This window comes from Salinarchaeum chitinilyticum, assembly GCF_055390775.1.
In genome coordinates, this window is the sequence record NZ_AP043888.1 from 2,867,715 (window position 1) to 2,883,351 (window position 15,637).

Genomic DNA, 15,637 nt, shown 5'->3' on the forward strand with positions numbered 1-15,637 from the left:
CGTGGTGGCTTCGTGGTACCACAATGAGCAAGGCCACGGAACCCGATCCCCCTCCACGCGGCCCGCTCGAAACGCTCGGCGCGATCTACAACCACTTCTGGAGCGTCTTCCTTCGCGGCGTCGCGATCATCGTCCCCGTCATCGTCACCCTCTTTCTCATCAGCATCGCCCTCTCCTACGTCAGCCGGGCCCTCGAGCCGTTCATCCGCCTGCTGGAACACTTCGGCCTCATCGGACAGTTCCGCAACACCGAACTGATCCAGTTTCTCGTCCGGCTGAACGTCTACGAGTACGTCGTCGACTTCCTCGCCGAGCTGATCGCGCTCACGATCCTGCTGGGAATTATCCTCCTCGTCGGCTCCGTCGGGCACAACCGCTACGGTGAGCGCCTGATCGAGGTCATCGACATGGCCGTCGCCTCGATCCCAGGGGTCGGCACCGTCTACAAGAGCTTCCGGCGGATGGGCGACGTAATGCTCACGACCGAGGACGAGAACTTCCAGGACGTCAAACTCGTCGAGTGTCTCGGCGACGACACGTACGTTATCGGGTTCGAAACGAGCGCCGCCCCCGAGTCCGTCTCGGACGCGACCGGCCACGAGGAGATGCTCACGCTGTTCATCCCGATGGCGCCCAACCCCGTCACCGGTGGTTTTCTCACCTACGTCTCGGCAGATCGAGTACACGACGTCGACATGACGATCGAGGACGGCGTCAAGAGCATCCTCACCAGCGGCGTCGCGACGGGGAAAGGGGCGGCGAAAGGCGATCAGCTGTCGCTGGGCGACGTCAAGAACGTCGCGCAGGTCGATCGCATCCAGGACGCTTTCGCCGAACAGCGACCCGGAACGGCGTCTGACGGAGAGCCCGGTGGCGCAGCCCCCGACGGGTCGGAGTCCGGTCGTCCGGGCAGCGTGCAATCGGATTCGAACTCTTCGGACGGCGGGCAGTCGGGATCGAGCGACTCCGACGGGGACGTCGACGAGCTCGACTGACCGTGCCGCCCTGATGGCTTCGATGACTGGCCGCTCTCTGTTCCTGGCCGTGATCGAAGCTTCCCGACCTGGGGAGATACTCGAGGGCTGTCTCCCTGTGATCAACCCCGATGGCACCGTCTCGAACCTCGGCTACCACGGCGAGGATTTGAGTACCTGCAATTATATCCAGGAAGGAAATTATTACTCGTGATCGTACCGTCGTACGAACTGTGTCCACCGCGCTCGACGTGCGCCGATTTCGGCCCGCGGACGCAGACGCCGTCTGGGAGGTCCACGAAGCCGCACTGCGAGCGTCGCCATTGGCGTTCGTGGAGGAGGCCGCCGTCGACGACGATATCCTGGCGATCGAATCCCACTACATCGACGCTGGCGGGGAGTTCATCGTCGGAGAGATGGCCAGGGACCCCGACGAGCTGACCGATCCCGAGATCGTCGCGATCGGCGGATTCCGCCCGATCGACGAGGATCGCGTCGAGATCAAGCGAATGCGCGTCCATCCCGAGTACCAGCGACGGGGGTTCGCTCGCTGCATTCTGGAGCAGCTGGAGACGCGTGCGCTCGAGAAGGGGTACGACGTCGCCGAGCTGGAGACGATCGAGCCACTCCGTGCTGCGCGGGCTCTCTACGAGGAGACGGGCTACGAGATCGTTGAGGAGTGGACCAAGGAGGCAACCGGTGTCGAGACGTTCCGGTACCGGACGGAGCTTTGCGACGGCTGACCCCTGCCCTTAATAGCGAGTGCTGACAACTGCAATCTAATGGAGTATCGAGCCGACGGACTCCCTGAATCCGATCTCGTTCGGACCGGTGGATACCTGAGCGGAATCTTGCTAGCGACGCCGCCGTTGTACGTGGTCTTTGGTGCCGCTGGGACCGTCCTCGCGGAACTCCCCGCCGACGTTGCGATCCCCGGCTCGGAGCTCGCACCGCTGGTGTTCGCCGTCGGGGCGGCAACCGTCGTGAGCGGCGTTTCGCTGTTCGGCTACGACTGGATCCACGTAAACAGCCGGGTGCGGGCATCCCTCTTCGCAGCCGTGGTGGTTTCGACGACGCTCGCAGTCTCGATCGTAACTGCGTTCCTGTTTCTCGACGCGATCGCGTGGGGGAGCGCGAACGGGAGTCGCCCCGTCCTCGGCGTCGGCGTTGCCGGGTTGCTCGCGCTGTCCTGGGCGTTGCTCCGGGGCGGCCGCAACGTTCTGGCAGGCTACAGGGGCGTCGAATAGCCCGATCGGCCCTGCCGCCGGGTTCGTCACGGCACCGAAGCGCTTGCCGAGAGTCGGCCACTTATGCCTCACAGGCCGGGATCGGTGGTATGACGAACGCTCCGACGCCGATCGGTTTCGGTACCTGGCAGAACGAGGATCCCGAACAGTGTGCCGAGAGCGTACGGACAGCCGTCGAAGCGGGCTACCGACACGTCGACACCGCGCAGGGCTACGACAACGAAGCCGCCGTCGGCGACGGCATCGCCGCTGCCGACGTCGATCGCGAGGACGTCTTTCTGGCGACGAAGGTCGACACCGGCGATCTGGGGTACGACGACGTGCTCCGGACGACCGAAGAGAGCCTGGAGAAGCTCGGCGTCGATACGATCGACCTGCTCTACGTCCACTGGCCGCTGGACACCTACGATCCCGATGGCACGCTCTCGGCCTTCGACGAGCTGGTCGATCGCGGGGCGATTCGCCACGTCGGCCTCTCGAATTTCACTCCCGAGCAGCTCGCGGAGGCCCGCGAGATCCTCGACGCCCCGATCTTCGCTCACCAGGTGGAGTGTCATCCCTACTGCCAGCAGGAGGAACACCTCGCGCTTGCAGAGGAGCACGACTACCATCTCGTCGCGTACTCGCCGCTCGCCCAGACGGAGGTCTTCGACGACCCTGTCATTCAGGACGTGGCCGAGGAGCACGACGCGAGTCCCGCACAGGTCTGTCTCGCGTGGCTCCGCCAGCGCGGTGCGGTGGCGATTCCGAAGGCGACCAGCCGGGAGCACGTTCTGGACAACTACGAGTCGCTCGGCGTGGAACTGAGTGACGACGCGATGGAGCGGATCGACTCGATCGAGGAGGAGTATCGCGTCGTGGACTTCGACGGTGCGCCCTGGGATCTCGCGTAGCCAGCACGTCCGTCCACCGATCGATCGTAGTTACTGCCGCCGATTGGCGCGGAGCTTCCCCCGAAACGATATGCCCGTCCTCCTGTAAGCGAGGCCAATGCATCGCCGGCGGGCGCTCGCTGGGATCGGGGCCAGTGCCGCCATCGGCACCGCCGGGTGTCTGGGGGTGCTCTCCGACGATAGCCAGCCGGACGGCCATCCACCCGAGGAGGTCCTGAGCGTCGCCCACCTCGACGGACGGTACCACTTCACCGACGAGCCGTTCCTGCTCGAGGGCGCCGACGTGATCGCCGACCTCGGGACGAACGTCTGCAAGATCTGGCTCGACTTCCCGGCCTGGTACTACCAGTACAACAGCGACTGGCAGGAGGAGTACGACTCGATGGTGGCACTCGCCGAGCATCCCGACTATCGGGCGCTGTTCGAGCGGCCGTTTTCGACGTATCTCCTGAAGGCGACGGCCAACCACGCTTGGCCGATGAACTACTACCGCGATGGCATTCACGACTGGCAGCTCGAAGGGGAGCGCGAACGGTTCGAGGCGATCACGCGTCACTTCCTCGAGACGTACGACGGCACGGGAAAGACGTTCGTCCTCCAGGACGTCGAGAGTGACTTCTGGGCGGTTCCCGAGGACGACTGGACCAACGAGCTTCCCGATTCCACCGTCGACGCGATGCGGCAGTGGTACGCAGCGCGCCAGACAGGGGTCGAGCGAGGTCGCTCGGGCGTCGAGAGTGACGCGACGGTGCTCCACCTCGCCGAGGTGTCGATGGTGCTCGACGCGAAGCGCTTCGGTGCGTCCCGGGTGATCAACGAGGTGCTGCCCGACGTTGAGCTCGACATGGTCTCCTACTCGGCGTACGAACTGGGCGCACAGATCAGCGGGAACGCGTATCTCCCGGGCCACAACGATCGGCAGCAGTTCGACGAGTCCGACCGGATCGTCCGGGAGACGCTGGCGTACATCGACGAGCACGCCTCGACCACTGGCTACGCCGAGGAGATTCTCTCCGAGAAACAGCGGCCAGTGATGCTGGGCGAGTTCGGGGTCCCCCTGCAGGAAACCGGCGAGGAACGGGGGATGCGAACGCTGCGCGCCGTCCTCGAGCCAAGTCTCGAGTGGGGCGTCCGGTGGGCGAACTACTGGCAGGTCTACGACAACGAACTCGCCGAAGGTGAACCTCCGGCCGACGGCGGGACGGTGTCGGAGAACGATGCAGTTCGGGGGTTCTACCTCGTTCGGCCGGACGGGACGAAGGCGCCGACGTGGGACTACTTCGAGGAGATACTGGCCCGGGACGTGCGGTACTGACCCCCAACCGATACAGAGAGCCGCGGGGGCTCAGTCGAGGAAGTCCGGCTCCGTGCGCTTCTCGGCCAGCTCGTTCTCGAGGTGCTCGTAGAACGCCTCGGGATCGACGCCGTGCTCCTGCCGTTCCTTTCGGTCGCGCACCGAGAGCGTGCCGTCCTCCATCTCGTCGTCGCCGACGATGATCTGGTAGGGCACGCGGTCGTCGTGGGCAGCGCGGATTTTCCGCTGGAGGCGGTTGTCGGACTGATCGACCTCGACGCGGACGCCCGCGTCGTCGAGCTCCGCAGCGACGGACGCCGCGTACTCCGCGTTGTCGTCCGTGATCGGGAGGACGCGGACCTGCTCGGGCGCGAGCCAGAGGGGGAACTTCCCCTCGAAGTGCTCGATGAGCATCATGAAGAAGCGCTCGTAGCTGCCGTAGAGCGCCCGGTGGATCATGACCGGCCGGTGTTCCTCGTTGTCCTCGCCGACGTAGGAGAGGTCGAACTGCTCGGGCATCGTGAAGTCGAGCTGGACCGTCGGCCCGTCCCAGGAGCGCCCGATGGCGTCCTCGAACTCGAAGTCGATCTTCGGGCCGTAGAAGGCGCCGTCGCCCTCCTCGATCGCGTAGTCGAGCTCTCGCGCTTCGAGGACGGACTCGAGGGCGGACTCCGCGGTCTCCCAGATCTCGTCGGAGCCGACGCTCTTCTCGGGGCGCGTCGCCAGCGCCATCTCGTAGTCGAGACCGAACGTGTCCAGCACCTCCTCGATCATGTCCATGATCCGGCCGACCTCGGCCTGGATGCCATCAGGCTCGACGAACAGGTGACCGTCGTCGATCGTGAACGCCCAGACGCGGGAGAGCCCGGAGAGCTCGCCGCGCTGTTCCTTCCTGTACACTTTGCCGTTCTCGGCGTAGCGGATCGGCAGGTCGCGGTAGGACCACGCGGAGTCGTCGAAGATAGCGGCGTGGCCCGGGCAGTTCATCGGCTTGAGTCCGAACTCGTCGTCGCCGACCTCGAAGAGGAACATGTCGTCGGCGTAGTTGTCGTAGTGTCCGCTCTCCTTCCAGAGGTCCGTCTTGAACACGTGTGGCGTCTCGACGTACTCGTAGTCGGCGTCGAGGTTCAGCTCCTCGACGAACCCCTCGAGCTCGCGCAGGACGGTCTTGCCGTTGGGGTGGTAGAGCGGCAGTCCGGGCCCGGTGCGGTCCTGGATCGAGAACAGATCCATCTCGTTGCCGATCTTGCGATGGTCGCGCTCCTCGGCCTCGCGGCGGCGCTCTAAGAACTCCTCGAGATCGGACTCGTCGCGGAAGGCGGTGCCGTAGATCCGCGTCTGCATCTCGTTGTCCTCGTCGCCACGCCAGTACGCGCCGGCGATCTCGAGCAGTTCGACGGCGCCGATCTCGCCCGTCGACTCGACGTGGGGCCCCTTGCAGAGGTCCTCCCACTCGCCCTGGCCGTAGAAGTGGACGGTGTCGTCCTCCTCGGCGAACTCTTCGAGGAGTTCGAGCTTGTAGGGCTGGTCGGCGAGGCGCTCGCGGGCCTCCTCGATGGAGACGCGCTCGTAGGTCACCTCGAGGTCCTCCTCGACGATTGCCTCCATCTCCTCGCGAATCGCCGGGAGGTCCTCCTCGTCGACATCGAGCCCGTCGAAGTCGTAGTAGAATCCGTCGTCGGTCGCCGGGCCAATCGCCAGGTCCATGTCGTCGTAGTGGCGCTGGACGGCCTGGGCGAGCGTGTGGGCGGCCGTGTGGCGCATCACCTGCAGGTACTCGTCGCTGTCTTCGGTGACGATCTCGATCTCAGCGCCGTCGGTGGTCACCGCGAGCTCCTTGCCGACGAGTTCGCCGTCGATCCGGCCGCCGGCGGTGGCGTCACCGAGACCGGGACCGATCTCGTAGGCGATCTCCTCGATGCTGGATCCCCGCTCGACCTCGAGCTCGGATCCGTCGGGCAGTACGACCGCGATCACGTCTGATTCCTGTTGGGACATGGCTGTGGCTGGGAAGTGTGGCGACGACAGAATCGATAGGTGGGGAGATTAGGGGGCCGGAAGCCGGCCTGTAAAGTAGCCACCTACCATCGTGCCCGAGTGTACCCGCGAACCGGATATAAGGATTGTGATGGGCGTGGCGGTACTCTGGATTGGTTCCTCGAGCGACGATGCTACCGTGCCGTCTGGAGCGCGTAGGTCGACAGCGCCGTCACCGCACGGCCGTCACGGAGGTCGTCGGCGAGCGCCGCCGAGACCAGCGAATCCAGCGACTCGGTATCCACGCGAATAGACTCGACCTCGTCGAGGTCCTGCTCTGCCGTGGGACGACAGTTCTCTGCGACGTAGTAGTGGAGCACGGAGTTCGCGATCCCGTTGACCGGCTCGGTGGTGAGCAGGTGCTCCATCGTCTCGGCCTCGTAGCCGGTCTCCTCGCGGAGCTCTCGCCGCGCGGCGACGGCGAGGTCGTCGTCGAACGGCTCGACGCTGCCCACGGGGATCCCGCGGTTCACCCGGCCGACGGCCTGGCGCCACTCCTCGATCAGGACAACCTCGCGGTCGTCCTCGTCGATCGATTCGGACTCGGCGTCGGCGGCGACCAGCGGCAAGATTACCACCGCCGGCGGTTCGGTGAGGTAGTCGAAATCCGTCTCCGTACCGTCGGGCAGTCGGACGTCGTCGTGGACGATCTCGAAGCCGGGACACTCGTAGGCGATCTCGGAATCCAGGATCTCCCACGCGATGTCGTCATCGTCGGGCGCGTCGCCGGTCATGGAAGCTGCTCCGCAGCCCCGCGAGATGAGTGGTTCGCTTCGTCGGGATCCTCGTGGCCAGATTCTGCGAGGAAATGCCTGCCAGCGGCCAGCTCAGGCCGCTTTCAGCAGGTCGGTCGCACCGATCGACTCCGTCACCATCCAGGCGACGAAGATGCCGTAGGCTACCAGTAGCACGTAGGATTCCCAGCGTTCGAGCGTGAGGTCCGTCCGGAGCAGGGTAAAGAGCAGCACCGTCGCGAGCGTCAACACGCCGAACAGCGGGAGCGCGACGGCGAAGTTCACCGTCAGGCTCCCGACGAGCACGACGCCGAACGGGATCGCGACGAGCAGATCGAACGTGTTCGAGCCCAGGACGTTCCCGAGACTCGTGGTCCCGTTCCCGTCCGACGCGGAGCGCACGCTGACCAGCGTGTCGGGCAGACTCGTCGCAGCGGCGAGGATCGTTACGCCGGCGAGGAATCCGGGAATGCCGAGCTCGTGACCGAGATACTCGACGCTGCCAACGAGAAACTCGACGGCGATCAGAATGACGACGAGTCCGGCCGCGAGCGTCGCCCAGGCCGGCAGGACGTCGACGCCCTGGCCGGCGTTTCCGGCGTCGTGGTCGCCGACGTCCTGCCACTGGATGAAGATGTAGAGCCCGTAGAGCAGGAGTGGGATCGCGGCCAGCGGTCGCGTGATGTCGCCGCTCAGCGATTCCGCGGTGCCGACGGGTTCGTAGATCACTGCCAGCGCGAACGTGATGATCAGCGCAGAGACCGCGATCATGTAGAACTGCGCCTCCTTGTAGACGATCGCACGGTTGGCGTCGAGCGCCTCGCCTTTCGAGGCGAGCCCCGAGAGTGCGGGGATCACGAGCACGTTGAACAGCGCGGAGCCGACGATCGCCCCCACGCCGATGTCGAACGCACCGGTCCGCGCCGCGATCACGACGCTCGCGAACTCCGGGAAGCTCGAGCCGACGGCGACGACGACCGATCCCTGCACGACCGGGGGAAGTCCGTAGTACGAAGACAGCTCCTCCGCGGAGCCCTCCAGCCACGCGCTCCCGAACCAGATCGCGATCGTCGCGAGTGCGATCACGAGCAGGTGGACGGGCGTGATCCCGGGGATCCAACCGCTCAGTACCATTCTGTTCGATCGCTCGGACCGACGCTACAAGTGCGTGCCTAATCCGATCGCGTGGAACGGTTGGTCGCCTGATCCGCTAACTGCCACTCTGCAGTCAGTCGTACTCGTAGAATCCTTCACCGGTCTTCTTGCCGAGGTGGCCCGCCTCGACCTTCCGCTTCAGCAGGTACGCCGGCGTGTAGCGATCGCCCAACTCATCGTGGAGCGTCTCCGTCGCGTGGAGACAGACGTCGAGGCCGACGTGGTCGGCGAGCTCGAGCGGTCCCATCGGGACGTTCGTGCCGAGCGTCATTCCGCGGTCGATGTCCTCCTTGCTCGCGACGCCCTCGTCGTAGGCCCGGATCCCTTCGTTGATCCAGGGCATGAGAATGCGGTTCGTCACGAACCCGGGCTTGTCGTCGGATTCCCAGGTCTCCTTGTCGAGGTCCTCGGAGATCGCGTGCGCGAGATCGACTGTCTCCGGCGCCGTCCGCTCGCCGGTCACGACCTCCACGCCATCCATGATCGGGACGGGGTTCATGAAGTGGAGCCCGACGACGTGGTCCGGACGGTCCGTCGCTGCAGCGATCGACGTGATCGAGAGCGTGCTCGTGTTGGTCGCCAGCGCGACGTCGTCGGTGACGCGATCGATGTCCGCGAAGACGTCCCGCTTGATCTCGAGGTCCTCGACGATCGCTTCGATCACGAGGTCACACGGTGCGAGGGCTTCGAGTTCCGTCGTGCCGTCGACGCGGCCGACGATCCTGTCAACGTCGTCGGCTGGAATCTCCCCCCGGTCGGCCAGGCGGTCGAGGCTGGATTCGATCGCGTCGAAGCCGTCCTCGACGAGGTCCCGGCTGACATCCCGAAGCGCTACCTCGTAGCCCGCGGTCGCGAGGACCTGTGCGATCCCGGCGCCCATCGTTCCCGCGCCCACGACGCCAACGCGATCCACGTCGTCGAGTGCTCTGACCATACTGGTGCGTGGGCGGCGACCGTGAAGAATGCCGATGGTGGGGATCGAGCGCGTCGGCACGGATCGGCCGGGCACGTTCATTCGTCGATCGGGAGAGCAATCGTTTTGTCGCTGCTTACTGAATTTCGAAATAGAATGTATTCGGATCCATTCCGTCGCTTCGATCGGTCACAGTATCGCCGATCACTCGATGGGGTTCACAGAGCCGCGTCGGTTATCGACCGATGACCGGATCGAACTCAGCCGAGACGATCGACCGGATCGTCGACGCCGTGCTCGGTGCAGCGCCCGAACTTCGCCGCCTCCAGGCCGAGCACCGCGGCGCGACGATCGACCGATCGAACCCCACCGGCGACGACGTGATCGCTGCCGACGACGCCGCGGACGAACTCCTCGTCGACCGACTCACCGAGATCGATGGCGTCGGTGCCGTCGCCAGCGAGGAGCGATCGGGGGTCGTCGACGCCGGCGAGGGCCTCTCCGTCGCGATGGATCCACTCGACGGCTCCTCCAATCTCGATGCCAACGCGCCGACGGGAACGATCGTCGGCGTCGCAAACGCCTCACTCCCCGCGGCTGGTCGGGAGTTCGCCGCCGCAATACTGATCTGCTACGGCCCGGTCACGACCGCGTACGTCGCGATCGAGGGCGAGGGCGTCACGGAGTACGAGATTCCGGCAGCCACAGCGGACGCTCTCGATCCCGGCGCCGTCCCTGAACCGCGAGTGAGCAATGCGACCGTCGAGATCCCGGCTGCGCCGACGATCTACGGCGTCGGCGGCGGTGACGACGACTGGCCGGAGGTGGTCGCTTCCCTCGTCTCGTCGCTCCGGGAGGATCTGAAGTTGCGCTACAGCGGCGCGCTCGTCGCCGACGTCGCACAGGTCTTGACGAACGGCGGCGTGTTCGCGTACCCGCAGTTGCTGTCCCGTCCCGATGGCAAGCTTCGCTACCAGTTCGAGGTAGCGCCGGTAGCATTGCTGATCGAGGAAGCCGGCGGTGCGTCGACCGACGGTACCGGACCGCTCCGCGATCGGCCAGCCGAGGGGCTCCACGACCGCTCGCCGATCTACGTCGGGAACCGATCGGTGATCGAACGCGTCGAATCGACGTTCGCGGACGCCGAGTGAGGAACGGCACAGCGAGCGCGTCACACTGGGCGGTGAGAGAACGCGAGGAGGAGAATACGGGGCGGTGACGTTTTCTTTAGAGGTCGGCGTTGCCGAACCGGTAGTAGCCGATCGCGAGTGGGACCACGATCCACAGGATGATGACCGGGAACGCAGTCCACTGTTCGGCGTAGAACGGCAGTTGGGCGGATTCACCGGCGACGCTCTCGAGCGGATCGCCGATTCCACCAGTGAAGATGTACCCGGCCGCGCGGCTCCCCGCGACGTTGGGATCGAGACTGAGCAGGAGCAGTGCGTAGTCGGGCACGTCGTCGAGCATCCAGCTCTGTTCGACGATCCGCACGAGGCCGAGGACCAGATACTGGTAGGCGTAGACGAGCACCAGCAGGATGCCGACGATCGCCGCCATCGCCTTCCCTCTGGAGTTGACGGAGGCCGACACAGCGATCGCGAGTGCGACGTACACGACGGACAGCACGGTCCCCAGAATACCGAAGGCGGCCATCTGCTGCCACTCGACGGTCCCATAGAGCGCGAACATGAGCACCGTTCCGATGAGGCCGGTGATGAGCAGCGCACCGACGATGACGATCGACCTGCCGATCACTTTACCGACCACGACGTCGGAGCGGCGGAGCGGCAGCCCGAGCAGGACGCGGATGCTGCCCGATTCTCGCTCCTGGACGATCGCCATGTAGCCGATCATCGCGGCCAGAACAGGCAGGAAGATGCCGATCGGCGTCTGGAACAGCGCCGCCGCGAACTCGGCGCCGTCGCTTCCGGTGTCGCCGACGAGATACGGGACGGCGCTCAGCAGGACGCTGAGGACGAGCAACACGCCGATGACGCCCAGGAGCAGCTTCGAGCGGCCGGAGTCCTGGAGGTCCTTCTTCGCGACGTGGAGCCAGCCGGGCGTTCCGCTCATGCTGCACCCTCCGTGTACGAGGCGAAGATGTCTTCGAGACTCGCTTCCTCCGTGCGGAAGTCGTCGATCTCGTAGCCGTCCTCCTCGATCGCGCCGATGATCGCGGTCTTGCGGGCGCCTTTCTCCAGCGAGACCGACAGGGAGTTCCCGTCGGCCCGAACCGATTGGACGTCGTCGCGATCGCGGAGCGTGGCGGCGACGCCGTCGGCGGAGCCACCGAGCGTGACGATCAGCGTCGAGCCACCGCCGGCGTTCTCGCGAAGGCCAGCGACGTCGTCTTCGGCAACCATCTTGCCGGCTTTCATGATCCCGACGCGGTCACAGACGGCCTCGACCTGTTCCATGATGTGACTGGAGAAGAACACGGTTGCCCCGCGCTCGTTCTCCTCCCGGATGATCTCGCGGAGCTCCCGCGCGCCGTTCGGGTCGAGCCCGGACGTCGGTTCGTCGAGGACGAGCAGGTCCGGCTTGCCGACGAGCGCCATCGCCAGTGCGAGCCGCTGGGCCATCCCGGTCGAGAAGCCACCGGCCTTCCGGTCGATGGCGTCCTGGAGCCCGACGCGTTCGAGCAGCGCCTCGGGATCGTCGTCGACGTCCTTCACGTCGATCGCGAACTGGACGTGCTTTCTCGCGGTCAGCCGGTCGTACATCGAGAGGTCCTCGGGCAGCACGCCGACCTGCTGGCGGAGTGCGACAGAGTCGTCGATCGCGTTCCGGCCGAGCACCTCGATCTCGCCGCTGGTCGGCGTCGCGTAGCCGAGCAGGCAGTCGATCGTCGTGGACTTTCCCGCACCGTTGGGGCCGAGGAAGCCGTATATTTCGCCGTCCTCGACCGTGAGGTCGAGATCGTCGACGGCAACGACGTCCCCGTAGCGCTTCTGGAGAGCTTTAATGTCTATGGCGGCCATCATTCGGGGCCCCACAGCGAACCCGTGTATATCTTGCCATATTGTTCCGGTCAGTACGGACGCGGTCGCCTTTGCGTCGGCTCCCTGCTTTTCTCTGGTACGTCCGTTCGGATCGACTCCTGCAGGCGGTTGCCGGGCCACGGACGGACCCCGCCACCGACGAATCCGGGCAAACGTTCATGGGAAATGGCGGTCCGAGATGCAGTATGGAGCTCCGGATCGAGGCCGATGCCAGCGAGGAGGAAGCCTCGGCGATCGCCGTAGCGCTCGCGGAACACCTGGGTGAGCACGTCGACGTCGTCGCTGGCGACGACGAGGCGCCGATCGCGGGTGCGGATCCGCCCGACGACGCGCGATCCGACAGCGCGGCCGACGGTCCAGTCGGCGCCGATTCCAGCGGGGCCGGCCCTACCGATTCCCCGCCATCGGCTGCCGACGATCTGGGCCCGACCGAGCGCGAGCTACACCTCCGGTCGCTCATCGAGGACGTCCACGAAGGGGGGCCCGCGAAGTACCGCGAGCGTCTCGACGAACAGGACAAGCTGTTCGTTCGCGACCGACTCAAACTGTGGTTCGGCGAGGACGGCGATGGCGACGCCGATCTCGCCTTCGAGGACGGAACGTTCGCGAACTTCGATTCCTGGCACCCGGACAGCCCAGAAGTCGACCCGTCGGACTCGGACTCGCGGCTGCCGGCCGACGGTCTGCTCACGGGCGCGGCCGAGTTCGAGGGCCGAGACGTCCACTTCATGGCGAACGACTACACCGTCAAGGCCGGCTCGATGGCCGAACGCGGCGTGGAGAAGTTCCTCCGAATGCAACAGCGCGCGCTGAAATCCGGCCAGCCGGTGCTCTACCTGATGGACTCCTCCGGCGGCCGGATCGACCAGCAGACCGGCTTCTTCGCAAATAGAGAGGGCATCGGGAAGTACTACTACAACCACTCGATGCTCTCGGGGCGGGTCCCGCAGATCTGCGTCCTCTACGGGCCCTGTTTCGCGGGCGCCGCGTACACGCCCGTGTTCGCTGATTTCACGATCATGGTCGAGGGAATGTCCTCGATGGCGATCGCGTCCCCGCGGATGGTCGAGATGGTCACCGGCGAGGAGATTACGGCCGAAGAGCTCGGCGGGCCCGAGGTCCACACCCGCGAGTCGGGCTCCGCAGATCTGATCGCGCGAGACGAGGAGCACGCTCGCGACCTCGTGGCGCAGCTGCTCTCCTACCTCCCCGACAGCGCGGAGGACGAGCCACCGAAACGCGACGGCGTCGCCCCCTCGCTGTCTCCGGAGGGGATCGACTCCGTGATCCCGCAACATCCCGATAAGGGGTACGACATGACCGACGTCATCGAGCGCGTCGTCGACGCCGACTCGTGGTTCGAGCTCAGACCGGAGTACGGCGGCGAGATCCTGACCGGCTTCGCGCGGATCGACGGTCGCCCGGTCGCGATCGTCGCGAACCAGCCGGCCAAGCGAGCGGGGGCGATCTTCCCGGACGCCGCGGAGAAGGCCGCGCAGTTCATCTGGACGGCGGACGCCTACGACGTGCCGATCCTCTCGCTGTGTGACACGCCCGGGTTCATGGCGGGCTCACAGGTCGAGACGGAGGGGATCCTCGAGAAGGGCAAGAAGTTCATCTACGCGACCTCCTCCGCGACCGTCCCCCAGCAGACCGTCGTCGTGCGCAAGGCCTACGGCGCCGGCATCTACGCAATGGGCGGGCCGGCCTACGACCCCGAGAGCGTGCTGGCGCTCCCCTCCGGCGAGATCGGAATCATGGGGCCAGAAGCGGCGATCAACGCCGTCTACGCACGCAAGCTCGACGCGATCGAGGACGAGGCCGAGCGCGAGCAGCGGGCCGACGAACTCCGCGAGGAGTACCGCCGGGACATCGACGCGATGCGGATGGCCAGCGAGGTGGTGATCGACGAGGTGATCCCGCCCAGCGATCTCCGGGAGGAGCTCGCCGCGCGATTCGCCTTCTACGAGGACGTCGAGACGGAGCTCCCGGAGAAGAAACACGGCACCGTTCTCTGATTTTTCGGAGTGAGAACGTCACTCTCGAACGGCACCCACCTTCTCCAGCGTTCGCCGGGATCGACAGGACCGCGTGTAACTGCCTCAGCTGCCGATTCGCGGCTGTCGAGTGCCGTTTCGTGCCCGTCAACAGCCCGCAACAGCGCAGCGGCGTTCCCAATCCCGATAATTATTATCGCGTTGCCCACGAACATAGTACAATTCCAAAGGTCTTTGCAATCATGGTTCATATTCGAAGGCAACTGGCCGTTTCACTCCCATGGCACCGACCGACGTCACCGACGCTGCCGGAACCCCACTCGTCGCGAACGAGGAGAGCTATCTCGCTTCGGGAGCGACCTGGCTCGCCCACCGCGAACGCTGGCTCTGGTTCGGCGTGACGCTCGCGTTGTTCGCCGACGTCGTCACGACGCTGCTGGGGTTCCAGGCGGGGCTCGCGGAGGGCAACCCGGTCGTCGCGAGCGCGATCGACGGCTTCGGCGTCGCCGGATTCCTGACGATCAAGGCCGGCGCGCTCGTTCTCGCCTACGGCGTCCGCGTCGCGTTCCCTCGGTACCGCGTCGCGATTCCGCTTGGCATCGCGCTCCCGTGGATGGCCGTCGCAATCACGAATACGGCGCTGCTCCTCGCCGTCGCCTGACCGTCTGTTGGCAGTACAGCTCACGCCGCCAGCACCACCGGCCAAACGAGCCCATCCCGCCGCCGTGCCCGACAATCGCCCCGGTCGCATCATTTATGCACGGCCCTGTGCAAGGTCGAGACATGGTTCGGTGTGAGATGTGCGGCGATAGTACGTCGTCGCCGAAGACGGTGAAGGTCGAGGGCGCCGAACTCCAGGTCTGCGCGGACTGCGCGGACTTCGGCACCGAAGTTCGCGACCAGAGCGCCAGCAGCTCCACGTCCACCAAGTACTCCACGAGCAGTGACGGGAGTTCCGGCGGCAGCAGCGGCGGGTCCAGTGGCGGTGGCGGCAGTTCGGGCGCCGGGAGCAGTTCGTCGGGCGGTTCGAGCCAGCGCCGCCGCTCGGACATGTTCGACGACATGGACGAGGTCGTGACGGACTACGACGAACGGATTCGGGCCGCACGGGAGGACGCGGGGCTCTCCCAGGCCGACCTCGCCAACGAGCTCAACGAGAAGGCGAGCCTCATCCGCAAGCTCGAACGGGGCGACACGCTCCCCAGCGACGAGGTCCAGTCGAAGCTCGAGCGACACTTCGACATCTCGCTGTCCGGCAGTGCGGGCGCGGACGAAGATGCCGAGTGGGAGGGCGGCAGCGACGCTGGCGAGTACACGCTCGGCGACGTCGTCAAGCGAAAGGACTGATCGGCTCGTCGGCAGGGATCTTCTCGACCGAGGTCGTCACT

The 15,637-nt window shown here is 65.8% G+C and carries 16 protein-coding genes; 10 read left to right on the plus strand and 6 right to left on the minus strand.

The window, feature by feature from the left end; all coding sequences use genetic code 11:
* Window positions 1-23 precede the first annotated feature (23 nt).
* From ACZ5KP_RS13875 to ACZ5KP_RS13900, 6 genes are all read left to right on the plus strand, one after another.
* Window positions 24-995 (plus strand): DUF502 domain-containing protein, encoded by a 972-nt coding sequence (locus ACZ5KP_RS13875; protein ID WP_460918442.1) that lies wholly within the window; start codon window positions 24-26, stop codon window positions 993-995.
* A gap of 22 nt (window positions 996-1,017) precedes the next feature.
* Window positions 1,018-1,188: a hypothetical protein gene (locus ACZ5KP_RS13880; RefSeq protein ID WP_460918443.1), complete on the plus strand. Its 171-nt coding sequence runs from the start codon at window positions 1,018-1,020 to the stop codon at window positions 1,186-1,188.
* 19 nt (window positions 1,189-1,207) lie between these two features.
* Window positions 1,208-1,717: a GNAT family N-acetyltransferase gene (locus tag ACZ5KP_RS13885; protein ID WP_460918444.1), complete on the plus strand. Its 510-nt coding sequence runs from the start codon at window positions 1,208-1,210 to the stop codon at window positions 1,715-1,717.
* A 39-nt stretch (window positions 1,718-1,756) separates the two neighbouring features.
* Window positions 1,757-2,221 (plus strand): hypothetical protein, encoded by a 465-nt coding sequence (locus tag ACZ5KP_RS13890; RefSeq protein ID WP_460918445.1) that lies wholly within the window; start codon window positions 1,757-1,759, stop codon window positions 2,219-2,221.
* A gap of 89 nt (window positions 2,222-2,310) precedes the next feature.
* The gene (locus ACZ5KP_RS13895; protein ID WP_460918446.1) at window positions 2,311-3,114 is read left to right on the plus strand and encodes an aldo/keto reductase; all 804 of its coding nucleotides are present in this window, start codon (window positions 2,311-2,313) and stop codon (window positions 3,112-3,114) included.
* 97 nt (window positions 3,115-3,211) lie between these two features.
* Window positions 3,212-4,429, plus strand: coding sequence for a glycoside hydrolase 5 family protein (locus ACZ5KP_RS13900; protein ID WP_460918447.1), 1,218 nt, complete (start codon window positions 3,212-3,214; stop codon window positions 4,427-4,429).
* 30 nt (window positions 4,430-4,459) lie between these two features.
* Here ACZ5KP_RS13900 and thrS read toward each other — a convergent pair whose 3' ends face one another.
* The 4 genes from thrS to ACZ5KP_RS13920 all read right to left on the minus strand — a co-directional run bounded on the left by thrS (window position 4,460) and on the right by ACZ5KP_RS13920 (window position 9,268).
* Window positions 4,460-6,406, minus strand: a complete 1,947-nt coding sequence (gene thrS, locus ACZ5KP_RS13905) for a threonine--tRNA ligase (protein WP_460918448.1) — start codon at window positions 6,404-6,406, stop codon at window positions 4,460-4,462.
* Between the two features lie 173 nt (window positions 6,407-6,579).
* Window positions 6,580-7,179, minus strand: coding sequence for an NUDIX hydrolase (locus ACZ5KP_RS13910; RefSeq protein WP_460918449.1), 600 nt, complete (start codon window positions 7,177-7,179; stop codon window positions 6,580-6,582).
* Between the two features lie 93 nt (window positions 7,180-7,272).
* The gene (locus ACZ5KP_RS13915) at window positions 7,273-8,313 is read right to left on the minus strand and encodes a sodium:calcium antiporter (protein WP_460918450.1); all 1,041 of its coding nucleotides are present in this window, start codon (window positions 8,311-8,313) and stop codon (window positions 7,273-7,275) included.
* A 94-nt stretch (window positions 8,314-8,407) separates the two neighbouring features.
* Complete coding sequence (locus ACZ5KP_RS13920) at window positions 8,408-9,268, minus strand: 3-hydroxyacyl-CoA dehydrogenase family protein (RefSeq protein ID WP_460918451.1); 861 nt, start codon at window positions 9,266-9,268, stop codon at window positions 8,408-8,410.
* A gap of 224 nt (window positions 9,269-9,492) precedes the next feature.
* Here ACZ5KP_RS13920 and ACZ5KP_RS13925 point away from each other — a divergent pair, with 224 nt between their 5' ends.
* A complete protein-coding gene (locus ACZ5KP_RS13925) occupies window positions 9,493-10,398 on the plus strand; it encodes a class 1 fructose-bisphosphatase (RefSeq protein WP_460918453.1) in 906 nt (301 codons plus the stop codon).
* A 76-nt stretch (window positions 10,399-10,474) separates the two neighbouring features.
* Here ACZ5KP_RS13925 and ACZ5KP_RS13930 read toward each other — a convergent pair whose 3' ends face one another.
* Together ACZ5KP_RS13930 and ACZ5KP_RS13935 are read right to left on the minus strand one after the other, a co-directional pair.
* Window positions 10,475-11,323 (minus strand): ABC transporter permease subunit, encoded by an 849-nt coding sequence (locus tag ACZ5KP_RS13930; protein WP_460918454.1) that lies wholly within the window; start codon window positions 11,321-11,323, stop codon window positions 10,475-10,477.
* Window positions 11,320-12,231, minus strand: a complete 912-nt coding sequence (locus tag ACZ5KP_RS13935) for an ABC transporter ATP-binding protein (RefSeq protein ID WP_460918455.1) — start codon at window positions 12,229-12,231, stop codon at window positions 11,320-11,322. The genes ACZ5KP_RS13930 and ACZ5KP_RS13935 overlap by 4 nt, the downstream gene beginning before the upstream one ends.
* Before the next feature lie 206 nt (window positions 12,232-12,437).
* Here ACZ5KP_RS13935 and ACZ5KP_RS13940 point away from each other — a divergent pair, with 206 nt between their 5' ends.
* From ACZ5KP_RS13940 to ACZ5KP_RS13950, 3 genes are all read left to right on the plus strand, one after another.
* Window positions 12,438-14,270, plus strand: a complete 1,833-nt coding sequence (locus tag ACZ5KP_RS13940; protein WP_460918456.1) for an acyl-CoA carboxylase subunit beta — start codon at window positions 12,438-12,440, stop codon at window positions 14,268-14,270.
* 259 nt (window positions 14,271-14,529) lie between these two features.
* The gene (locus ACZ5KP_RS13945) at window positions 14,530-14,910 is read left to right on the plus strand and encodes a DUF5658 family protein (protein WP_460918457.1); all 381 of its coding nucleotides are present in this window, start codon (window positions 14,530-14,532) and stop codon (window positions 14,908-14,910) included.
* A gap of 122 nt (window positions 14,911-15,032) precedes the next feature.
* Window positions 15,033-15,596 carry a multiprotein bridging factor aMBF1 gene (locus ACZ5KP_RS13950; RefSeq protein ID WP_460918458.1) on the plus strand — a complete coding sequence of 188 codons (564 nt, stop codon included), beginning with the start codon at window positions 15,033-15,035 and terminating at the stop codon, window positions 15,594-15,596.
* Window positions 15,597-15,637 lie beyond the last annotated feature (41 nt).